This window comes from Pseudomonas sp. NBRC 111127 (assembly GCF_001320345.1).
Lineage (GTDB): Bacteria > Pseudomonadota > Gammaproteobacteria > Pseudomonadales > Pseudomonadaceae > Aquipseudomonas > Aquipseudomonas juntendi.
Genome location: NZ_BCBD01000016.1, coordinates 1 through 10,780 on the forward strand (window position 1 = coordinate 1; position 10,780 = coordinate 10,780).

Here is a 10,780-nt window from a genome sequence, read left to right on the forward strand (position 1 = left end):
GGGCTACCCGTCAGTTGCTGTCCAAGATCATTGACGATTTCCAGCACATGCACCTTGCCATCGGCCAACTCCCAAGGCAGATCGATGCCAAATCCGTGGTCACTAGTGGCGCGGTACGCCAAGGCCTGGTTGTGCTCATTACATACCGCCCGACCAACCACTTGATCGCCTTCCCGTACCGTAACCTCCACATGTCGATCAGGTGCCTTTGGATCCCAGCACCAACCACCGACACGCAAGCCGCCTGTATGCCAAACCTGGGACGCAATCGAGGCACTGTCGTCACTGGGTGCTGCCGGGAGCGACAGTTGACCTTCCAATTCGAATGACTGGTTGGCGATGCGTGCGGTGATCAAGCATGCCTCGTCAAGCCAGCGCTGGCGCAATTGCACGGCAAAGCCATGGTACTGGTCGCCCATTGGCGCGTTAGGCTCATATTGGTCGGCGCGTGCCAGAGCAACGCTGGCTCCATCGATGAACACCTCGATGACAGGCCGGTTTTCCGGTTGCGTGTTGTCCATCGCCCAGCCGTGCAGTACGTCCCCCTGAAGGCCAAATATGGCGCCGCTGAAGGCGGGTAGGGCGACCGGCTGAGCCGTTTGCTTTTGATCCAGAAGGTGTTCGGTCATTGGAGCAGGCTCAGGGTGAAAGGCAAGGCGGTCAGGGCTGCGGCCCCTGTGTCGCTTGCCAACAAATTGGAGGGTGCGAACAGCGGTATACCCAGCTGGGCTGCCAAGCGAGGGGCCGCCCAGTCGCTGCCAGGATATTCAGCCAGGCTGAGCACAGCATCACATCCGGCGGCTTGGGCTCGCTCGGCCAAGGTGAAGCCATTCAAGTCGGGCAGCACATGAACGGAACCGGTGGCTTGCAGTTGTTTCAGCAGGGGGCCATCGCTTGGCGCAACCAAACGGATGGACAATTCCGCGCGTTTAATATGCCTTGCAACATCCAGCCAATGCTGGGCAATGCTGGCATCGCGCAGGCTGTCACCAATGACGAGTGATTGAGGCATATGCACAGTCAACCCGCTGGTTACCGCAGTCGCTTCTATTACTAACTTGGAATCTGGCAGCGCATCGCTGTAAACAGGTTGTAGCGCTGGCCATGGCAACTGAACGCTAGCCGCTTCGCGAGCAAAACGCCGCCAGTCATAATCACCCCGCGGATCGAGCAAGCGGTCGTCGTTGCACAGAATGCGGTACGGAATGTCCAGCATTGCCGGCAGATCACATAAGCCAATCGGGCAGCGGGCAAGGTTCTGGAACAACATTGCCTGCAATGGCAGGCTGCGCAGGCATTCGACCAAGTGAGTGAAATCGCCCGGCAGTTCGTACTCCAGATTCAGAGGCAAGGGGCACAATGGGGCGGTCAGCACTACCCAAGTTCGATGACTGTTGTGGTGATAAGCCAAGCTGAAAGCGGCATCGTCATTTGAGCCATCGTGAATGAAGAGCGTTCTGTCCTCACCCATCTGCCAACTGAGATTTCGCTCGCTCGCCGGTTTACGTACCAAGTGCTCTAGGCGCGCTTGCTGTAAAGCCTGGCGTGCAGGCTTGATAGGGTCGCGCAGGCAGAATGCTTGATAGCTGCTGGATGCGTCGGGGTAGCGTTGGCGCAAGGTTGCGTTGTTCACCGCCACCCGCATTACCTTCTCGGCACCGAACGAAATACCACCCTGGTGTGCCACAAACACGTTAGGCGCCCCCATGTGCCGCCAGCCGTGGCTGCGGGCGCGCAGGCACCAGTCGGTTTCTTCACCGTAGCCCCGTGCCAGGTGTACTTCGTCCAGGTAGCCTACCTGGTCGAGTGCGGCCCGCTTGATATAGAGGCAAAAGCCGCAGCCCGTCTCGATTTCAACGGGCGGGCTGGCCACCTGCCGGGCGAGTTCATCCAGTTCGGCCTGGGCCTTGGCGCTGGGCATTTCGTGGCAGATCTGGCTACGGGGGAAGCTCATCAGCTCGCCGTTATTGGTGAACGGCGTTACCGACGCAATGCGTTCGTCGCTATAAGCAACTGCCCGCAACCGATCCAGCCAGGCGCCGTGCACGCGGGTATCAGCGTTGAGCCACACCACGTCCTTGCTCGGGCTAAGGGCCATGGCGCGGTTCATGGTACGGATGAAACCGAGATTGACGGCGTTGTTGATCAACGTGATCTTGCCCTTGGCAGCAAGCACCTTGAGTGCCTTGGCCAGGGCAGGGACCGGCGTCTTGTCTTCGATAACCACCAGGCGGTGCGGGGTGCGGTTCAATTTGCGGGCGTCCAGCGCGCTGTTGATGCACTCCAGTGTTTCCTCAAGGCCGTTATAGACCGGAATCAGCACATCCACTGGGTTGTTTTCGCCGCCACCTACGCTAGCAGGCGGAACGAAGACCGGCATGGCGTAAACCGGGCTGCCTAGCAGGGGCATACCGTTGGCAAATTGAACGTGCACTGCAGGGGTCGGGTTAGGCACGCTCACCCGCAAACCACCATGGTTCGCTGGCAGCCCCGCTGCGCCAAGCAGCGGGTGGGCGGCGCTGGCAGTCGCGTTAATGCGAGCGCCATTGGCTTCAATCTGCAGCGCTGCGGGCGCTTGCAGATTCTGCAAGTCGATCGCCCAGCCCTGAATTTCCTTCTGTTCCGGCAGATAGCGCACAACACCAATAGTGCCCGGGGCGTCGCTTTGCGCCGCCAGCAGCTTGACTACCAACCCGAGCTCTTTACCTGTCTGGATATCGGGCAAGTGAGCCAGGATCGTGCGTCGCAACTCGGCAGGCGTTTCTGACCGGCTACGAGCCTCCCACAGGGTCAGCCGCAGCGCCAGATCGTTGGGTTGAAGTTTCCAGGCATTTGTAAGGTAGCGCGTGGCCATCTCGAAGTGGCCTTGCGCCAGTAGGCTGCGCCCCACCAACGCGTGAACGTCGGCCCGCTCGGGCAATGCCCTGGCGGCATTGGCAAAATATAAAAAAGCCAGCTCGGGCGTCTGCGGCAAGGCCGCGATGCCTTTCCATACGAGTGCTTCGGCCCGATACTCGGGAACCTGCAACGCACGTTCGAGTGCAGTTGCCGCCGCGTCATGCTCGTTGGCCTGACGGTGGCGGTGGAAGATGCCCATGAGCGTCTCTCGCCCATGGTCGAGTTGTCTGGACATAAGCTTGGCTTGGCTACAGATAATAAAAAGAGGGGCGACCCGAAAGTCGCCCCTTTGGCATATGCCCGGCCCTGAGGCCGGACATACGCAGCGCTACAGCAGGGCTAGTTACACTTGGCCGTGCAGTACAACGACGTTGTCGATGTGAGCGATAGCTTCGGCGGAACCAACGATGCCCAGAGCTACGTCGGCGTGGGTGCCGCCGTTCTCCAGTACAGCTTCCCAAGCAGCTTTGCCAGCGTCGTCAGCAGCACGGCCGGTAGCCGACTGGTACAGAGCGTCAATGAAGTCGCTGTTGGACTTGTCGGTAGCTTCAACCGAACCAACGATGCCTTTGGCAACGTCTGCGCGGCTGGTGCCGTTGAACAGCTGGGATACCCAAGCGTCCAGGCCAGCTTCGTCGGCTTCGCGGCCCAGAACGCTGGTGTACAGGTCACGGACGAAGTCGCCATTGGACTGGTCGCGGTCCTGAGCTTCCTCAGACACAGCGATAGCTGCAGCTACGTCGGCCAGCGAAGCGCCGTTGGCCAGTACAGCCTGCCATGCATCGGAGCCAGCTTCGTCAGCGTTGCGGCCCAGCAGGGTGTTGTACAGGTCGTTGATGCTGGCTTCGGTAGCAGCACCGCCGAACTCGGCAGAGTTCAGGAACTGGTTGGCGATGTCAGTCAGCGAAGTACCTTCGTTCACCAGGCCGGTGAATGCCTTGGCGCCTTCAAGGTCAGCGTCGCGACCCAGGATGCCTTGGTACAGGCGCAGGGCTGCTGCTTCTTCGTCGCTGTGAGCCAGGGCTACAGTGTCACCGTTGGCGAACGACAGGAACTCAGCGTTGCTGATAGCAGCGGTCTGGTTGCCGGTCAGGTTCACGGTGAAGTTGTTGCCGACTGCGAAGTCATAGTCTTCGGCAGAGCCGTCCAGTTGAACAACGTCGTAACCTTCGCCAGTGTTGACGATGTCAGCGTGGTCGCTGCCGCTCAGGATGACAGTGTCATTGCCCGAACCGGTAGTCACGTTGTTGTTGCCAGCACCAGCGATAACTACGTTGTCGCCATTGCCGGTAACGATGGTGTCGTTGCCGTCGCCAGCGTCGATCAGGGTGTTCTGGTCGCCTTTAACGGTGATTACGTCGTCACCGTTGCCGGTAGCTACTACCAGTTCGATAGCCGAGGTGTCGACCGCAGCCAGTGCGAAGGCTTGAACGTCGGCAGCTGGGGCAGCAGCTTGGCCTTCCAGGTTCACGATCAGGTTGGCGTCGCTCTGCAGGTGGTAAACGCTGGCGCCAGCAGCTTCAGCTGCGGCCAGGTCCAGTACCACGGTGTCGCCTTTAACGCCTTCAACAGTGCCTTGAACGATGCTGGCAGCACCGGATTCTGGCAGCTGAACGGTAGTGCCGGTGATACCAGCAACCGAAACGGTCTCTGCGTTATCCAGGTTCAGCAGGCTGTTGATGGCCTCGATGGTGGAGTCGGACAGGTTGGCGCTTTCGGCGGTCAGAGTAGCTTGTACGTCGCTGCTCGATACGGGATTATCGTATTGCATGGTGTATTCCTGTTACTTCAGGCCGGTTGGCCTGCTGCAATAGTAGTCTGCTCAGTTGCAGAGTTTTCCCACGGAGACTTAAGGCGGGCAGCGTTCATCTTCGTAACGGGGGTCAGGGCGATATGCAGCGCCACCAGCGGCTCGTTGCCGGTGGGGCCATGCATCATCTGATTGGCGACCAGGCGTTGTGGTTCGGCATTGCCGAACACCACAACGCCAGTCAATTCGTAGTGTTTGCGCAGAGGGCCGACAAGGCTGAAACCAACACACAGTAGTGGTAGGCCCTGCGCCTTGGCGCCGACGAACGTCCCCGTCGACACATTGCGACAAGGCCCTGAGCCAGCCACCATGCAGGTGTAGAGCAAATCTACGCCTACCGGTTTTTCAGCCCATTCGACGGCAAACGATTCAATGAAGTCTTCGGTACCGGGTGCACCTACCCAACCCTCATTGGAGGTTACCTCACCCGCCTTTTTCAGGTGGGCGGTAAGCGTGATGGGCAAGGGTTTGGCGCTGGCTGTAATGGCCTGGGCTGGCTCAGCAGTCGCGACAACGGCATAGGTGCGCATGATGGCCGGCGAGGTATCAATGCGGTCGATGCGAAGGTCGATCGGGTCGATCACTTCGTCGAACATGTGGTATTCGGTAATCAGAACGGTGGTTACACCACCTTTGACCCGAGCCACAATGGTGTCGCCCAGTTTGGTCAGCATGTTTTTGCTGACGCCCTCGGCGGGGAAGAAGTCGATGGAGCCTTTGCCCAATGGTGCTTGCTGTAGAGCGATGCACACCGGCTTGTCGGCAGGTGGCTGCGAGGCGTAGCGGAAGATGTACATGCCCGGCTCGAGCAGCGTAACCCGGGAACTGATTTTCAGGCCGTCAAGGGTCTGCGAAGGCATAGACATGGCGTTGTTAAGCTCCTTTTAAGCAAAAACACTGGTAGCTAACTTGCTCAAACCCGTGCGTGCACCAAGCGGCCGGTTAAGGCTCCCTGCGAGTGGCGAAGATGCCGTCCGAGGGAAGGGTTGTCAACCAAGAAATCTAAAAAAAATTTCATATCCTTCCGGAACTTAGCGCTGGCTTTCGCGCTCTCGAGGGGCTGGTTTTAGTACCCGACAAAAATAATAGGGTTACCCAGGCTGGAGAGAAATATCAGAAAAATCAGCAGCCTATCCAAAGCGCTACGCAGGTTTCGCCTCGGCCTGATTTTTTTGACTAAGCCTTTGCAGGAAGGTTTGACCTACTAGCCGTTTGTCGCCTTGTGTTGCGTCTGGCGAACGGTGGAGGTTCAGGGCCGGATTGCTCAGCAAACTTTCATGAATAATCGCGGCTGGTCGGGGAACGAGCTGGTTTCCGGATAATCTGAGAGCCAGACGTACCTATGCGGGTGTTACACTGCCTGCCGCTTCCGCCTTTCTCAGTATGGATACCATGAGTTCACAATCCGAAAATAATCTGCAAGCTGCCCTTAAAGCTTGTAAAAGCAGCTTCCTTTCGGTCGGTTTCTTCAGCTTCTTCGTCAACGCGCTGATGCTGGTGCCTACCTTCTTCATGATCCAGGTATCGGGTCGAGTCGTGCCCTCCAGCAGCACTTCAACATTGCTCATGTTGACGCTGATCCTGACCGTGCTGCTACTCACAATGGGGGCACTGGAGTGGGTACGTTCTCGCATCATGGTTCGTATCAGTAACCGTCTGGATGTGTTGCTCAGTCGGGATGTATACCGTGCAAGCTTCAAGCGCGCGCTGACCAGTGGTGGTGCGGATGCAACTGCGCAATCCTTGAATGACCTCACAGCCTTGCGCCAATTTTTTACTGGGCCAGGCTTGTTTGCTTTCTTCGATGCTCCCTGGTTTCCGATTTACACCATCGTGATGTTCCTCTTTCACCCGTGGTTCGGCTGGATGACGCTGGCGTGTGGTGCCGTTCTGTCGGTGCTGGCTGTCGTCAACCACCGTCTTACAGGGCAGGCGTTGGCTGCGGCCAACAAAGAGAACGTGGCTTCCAACGTGGTAACGACCAAGACGCTGCGTAACGCCGAAGTGATCGAGTCTATGGGTATGCTCGAGACGCTGATGAACCGGTGGGCTAAACGCCAACGCAACATCATGATGCTGCAGTCACAGGCCAGTGACAAAGGTGGGATCGTAAGCTCTACCTCTAAAACGTTCCGTATGTGGTCGCAGTCGATCATGCTGGCCATTGGCGCGTATCTGGTCGTTACCCATGAAATCAACCCCGGGTTGTTGATGGCGGGTTCGCTGCTGCTGGGGCGTGCGCTAGCGCCGATCGACCAGATGATCAGCAGCTGGAAAGGCTTTGTCGCAGCCAAAGTGCAATATGACCGCCTCAACAAAGTGATGGATGACCTGAACAATGAGCCTGAGCGTATGCCATTGCCTGCGCCAGAAGGCCACATCCAGGTCGAGAACCTGATCGTAGCGCCCCCTGGTGCCAAAGCTCCTGTATTGCGAAGCATCAGTTTTGTAGCGCCGGCAGGTTCAATCGTGGGCATCGTTGGCCCGAGTGCGGCAGGCAAATCCACGCTGGTGCGCGCATTGATGGGGATCTGGCCGCCGCAGCATGGCGTGGTGCGTCTTGATGGCGCCGATATTGCCAGCTGGGATAAACAGGCGCTGGGCCCGTATGTGGGCTATTTGCCGCAAGACATCGAACTGTTCGAGGGCAGCATCAGCGAAAACATCGCGCGGTTCGACAAGGTTGACCCTGAAAAAGTAGTGCAAGCCGCGCAAATGGCAGGTGTGCATGAAATGATCCTGATGTTGCCAGATGGCTACGACACGGTCATTGGTAGTGAGGGCGTGAACTTATCGGGCGGTCAGCGCCAACGGATCGGTCTGGCGCGCGCCATTTACGGCAACCCGCGCCTGATCGTGCTCGACGAGCCGAACTCCAACCTGGACGATGTGGGCGAGCGTGCATTGGGCGTGGCCCTGCAAAAGCTCAAGCAAACTGGCGCCACGGTATTTATCGTCTCTCACCGCCCCAATATCCTTACCCGCCTGGACCGTATTCTGGTAATGGCCGGCGGCACCATTTCGCTGTACGGCGAGCGCGATCGCGTTATCGCTGAACTGGCCGCCCAGCAAGCCAAGCTTCAGCAGCGTGGGGCGCAAGCGGCGGCTGCCCAGGCGCCTGCCACTGCGCCAACTGCTCCACCCGCGCCAGATGCTGCCCCTGCTGGGCCGGCGGCGGTTGTGCCCGCCACTACCAGTACTGGCGTTTGAAAGGACTTCTAGATGAGCAGTAAAGCAATTACAAATTTCGACCACAATTTCGATGACATGCCAACGTCGGACCGCGGTATACGCCGGATTGGTTTGACCATCGTCTTTGTCACCTTCGGCATTTTCGGTACCTGGGCGGCTTTCGCCCCTTTGAGCAACGCAGTGCACGGCACCGGCGTGGTCACCGTGCAGAACTATCGCAAAACCGTGCAGCACCTGGAAGGCGGTATCGTCAAAGAGTTGCATGCCCGGGATGGTGACCTGGTGAACAAAGGGGACCCGCTGATAGTGCTGGACGAGTCACAGCTCAGCGCTGAATACGAGTCCACCCGCAACCAGCTTATCGTTGCACGCTATAAAGAGGCACGCCTGCGCGCCGAGCGCGACGGCCTGGCGTCGATCCCTTCGGTGACGATGGAGGGCACCGACTCCAGTCGTGCCCAGGAAGCGTTGGCCGGGGAGCAGCAAGTGTTCAAGGCGCGGCATGATTCTTTGCAGGGCGAAATTTCTGTCAACCGCGAGCGCATCCAGCAAATGCAGCAGCAGATTGCTGGCTTGAACGACATGATTCGCACCAAGACAGGCCTTGAGAAGTCCTATTCGGGTGAAATCAAGCAACTGAAAGAGTTGCTGGCGGAAGGGTTTGTCGACAACCAGCGGTTGCTGGAGCAGGAGCGTAAGCTTGACATGCTCAAGACCGAAGTGGCTGACCACCAGTCCAGCATCACCAAGACCAAGTTGCAGATTGGCGAGACCGAACTGCAAATCGTGCAGTTGAAGAAGAAGTTCGATGCCGATGTTGCCAAGGAGCTTTCCGACGTACAGGCTCAGGTGTTCGACCTGCAGGAAAAGGAAGCAGCGCTTCGCGATCGCCTTTCCCGCGTAGTTATCCGTGCCCCTGAAAGCGGCATGGTGCTGGATATGAAGGTGCACACCATTGGCGGTGTCGTCAGTGCCGCAACGCCGCTATTGGATATCGTGCCAGCGCAGTCCGAGCTTGTAGTAGAAGCCAAAGTAGCCCCGCGGGATATCGACCGGCTGGAATTGGGCAAAACTGCGGACGTCCGCTTCTCGGCTTTCAACCAAGCCACTACGCCGATCATCGAGGGTAAGCTGACGCGCATTTCGGCGGACAGCCTGGTTGATGAGCGCTCGGGCGATCAGTACTACCTGGTGCGCGTTAAAGTCACCGAAGACGGCATGAAGAAACTGGCCGGTCGCAAGCTGCAACCTGGCATGCCGGCCGAAGTCTTGATCAATGCAGGCGACCGCACCATGCTGCAGTACCTGCTGAAACCGGCGCGCAACATGTTCGCTGAATCGCTGATTGAGGAATGATCGTGCTGCGTTTGCTACCGGGAGTAATATTGTGCATGGTCGCCTGGCAGGCGGTGGCCGTGGAGGGGAGGGGTGGCGAAGGCGTTGCTCCGAAGGGCGTGTCGGCTTCTACTTATGCGTTGGACCTGGCCGGGTTGTACCGGGAGGCGCGCCTTGAAGACCCGCGGGTGTTGGCGGCTTACGCACGGGCGCGCTCTGCGAGTGAGCAGCAGCGTGCCGCGCTGGGTGGGTTGTTGCCCCAGGTGTCGGCCAATGCCAACTCCAGCCGCATTCTGCGGAAGAACGAACTCGAGCGCGACATCTACAACACCGAAACCTATTCGCTCAGCTTGACCCAGTATCTGTACAACAAGCCGGCTTGGGAGCGTTACCAGAAGTCCAAGAGCCTCAAGGCACAGAAGGGGTTTGAGGCGGAGGATATCTTGGCGGAGGCCACGGTCGACCTGGCCAAGCGCTACTTCGTAGCGCTGGCGGCAGACGACGAGTTGGCCCTGGTCCAGGCGGAGCGCCGGGCCACCCAGAAAAACCTTGACCGCGTCAGTAGCATGTTCGACCGGCAAATGGCCAAGATCACCGACAAGCTGGATATGCAGGCGCGAGTAGACTTTTTGCTTGCGCAGGAAGTGGAAGCGCGCAACCAGGTGCAGGTCAGCCGCGAGGCGTTGGCCGAGATTGTCGGGCGCCCGATTACCGAGCCGCTTAGCCGGGTTCGTAATGACGTGGCGTTGCAGGCGCCTACCCGCCCCTTGCAGAACTGGGTCACTCAGGCTATTGAAACCAACCCGATGCTCAAGTCGTACCAAAGTGGAGCAGACGCAGCCACAGCGGCGGTGCGCGAAGGCAAGGGTGAGCACTATCCGCAGTTGGGCCTGAGCTTGACTGCGCAGCAGAACGACCAAGGTTATGACAACACCCAAACGCCGCGCAGTGACAGCTATGTAGCGTCGCTGGGGTTGAAAATCCCGATCTACAGCGGGGGTTCCACTTCTGCTCGGGTGCGTGGGCTGTACGATGATCAGCTGGCAGCTGAAGAGCAGTTGGAGGGCGTGCGGCGCCAGGTGGTCAAGGAAACTACCACTGCCTACCTTACCGCTCAGGCCGCTGTCGAGAAAATTCGCGCCAACCGCAATGCGTTGTCATCGGCGCAGCAGTCCAGCCTGGCGGCGCAGAAGGCATTTTCTTTCGGCGTGGTCAATGCCGTGGATGTGCTGACCGCAGTTCAGAACGAATTCAAGGCCCGGCGCGACCTGCTGAAAACTCAGTACGACTTCATCACCAACCTGTTTCTGCTGAACCGCTGGGCAGGGGAGTTGACCGAGGAAAGCGTCCACAATGTCAATGTCTGGCTTAGCCCGGTGCCTGAAACCAGCCTGCCGGGTGGTGATGTGGCGCGGGTCAATGCGCGCGGCTGATTGAGCGCCCGACGGCAGGCAGCGGTCCACATGGGCCCCGCCTTCCGTTTCAGACCTTTCCTACACGCTAGATGCTGGCAAGCCATTGCGCGGGTACTTATCCTTTAGCTCA

6 protein-coding genes and 1 pseudogene are annotated in these 10,780 nt (G+C 58.7%); 3 read left to right on the forward strand and 4 right to left on the reverse strand.

Annotated elements, in window-relative coordinates; genetic code table 11:
- From APH30_RS05040 to APH30_RS05055, 4 genes and pseudogenes are all read right to left on the reverse strand, one after another.
- Window positions 1–629, reverse strand: a pseudogene (locus APH30_RS05040) (glycosyl transferase); the annotation flags it as partial.
- On the reverse strand, window positions 626–3,097 hold the full coding sequence (locus APH30_RS05045) for a glycosyltransferase family 2 protein (protein ID WP_054911847.1): 2,472 nt from the start codon (window positions 3,095–3,097) through the stop codon (window positions 626–628). The pseudogene APH30_RS05040 and the gene APH30_RS05045, both read right to left, overlap by 4 nt.
- Window positions 3,098–3,241: 144 nt before the next feature.
- A complete protein-coding gene (locus APH30_RS05050) occupies window positions 3,242–4,669 on the reverse strand; it encodes a DUF4214 domain-containing protein (RefSeq protein ID WP_054911848.1) in 1,428 nt (475 codons plus the stop codon).
- Window positions 4,670–4,686: 17 nt separating this feature from the next.
- On the reverse strand, window positions 4,687–5,568 hold the full coding sequence (locus APH30_RS05055) for a hypothetical protein (protein ID WP_054911849.1): 882 nt from the start codon (window positions 5,566–5,568) through the stop codon (window positions 4,687–4,689).
- 532 nt (window positions 5,569–6,100) lie between these two features.
- Here APH30_RS05055 and APH30_RS05060 point away from each other — a divergent pair.
- Genes APH30_RS05060 through APH30_RS05070 form a run of 3 tightly spaced genes read left to right on the forward strand, consistent with a single transcriptional unit; the run spans window position 6,101 to window position 10,668 of the window.
- Complete coding sequence (locus APH30_RS05060) at window positions 6,101–7,918, forward strand: type I secretion system permease/ATPase (protein WP_054911850.1); 1,818 nt, start codon at window positions 6,101–6,103, stop codon at window positions 7,916–7,918.
- Window positions 7,919–7,930: 12 nt separating this feature from the next.
- The gene (locus tag APH30_RS05065) at window positions 7,931–9,256 is read left to right on the forward strand and encodes an HlyD family type I secretion periplasmic adaptor subunit (protein WP_054911851.1); all 1,326 of its coding nucleotides are present in this window, start codon (window positions 7,931–7,933) and stop codon (window positions 9,254–9,256) included.
- The gene (locus APH30_RS05070) at window positions 9,253–10,668 is read left to right on the forward strand and encodes a TolC family outer membrane protein (protein ID WP_054911852.1); all 1,416 of its coding nucleotides are present in this window, start codon (window positions 9,253–9,255) and stop codon (window positions 10,666–10,668) included. The genes APH30_RS05065 and APH30_RS05070 overlap by 4 nt, the downstream gene beginning before the upstream one ends.
- The last annotated feature ends 112 nt before the right edge of the window (window positions 10,669–10,780 follow it).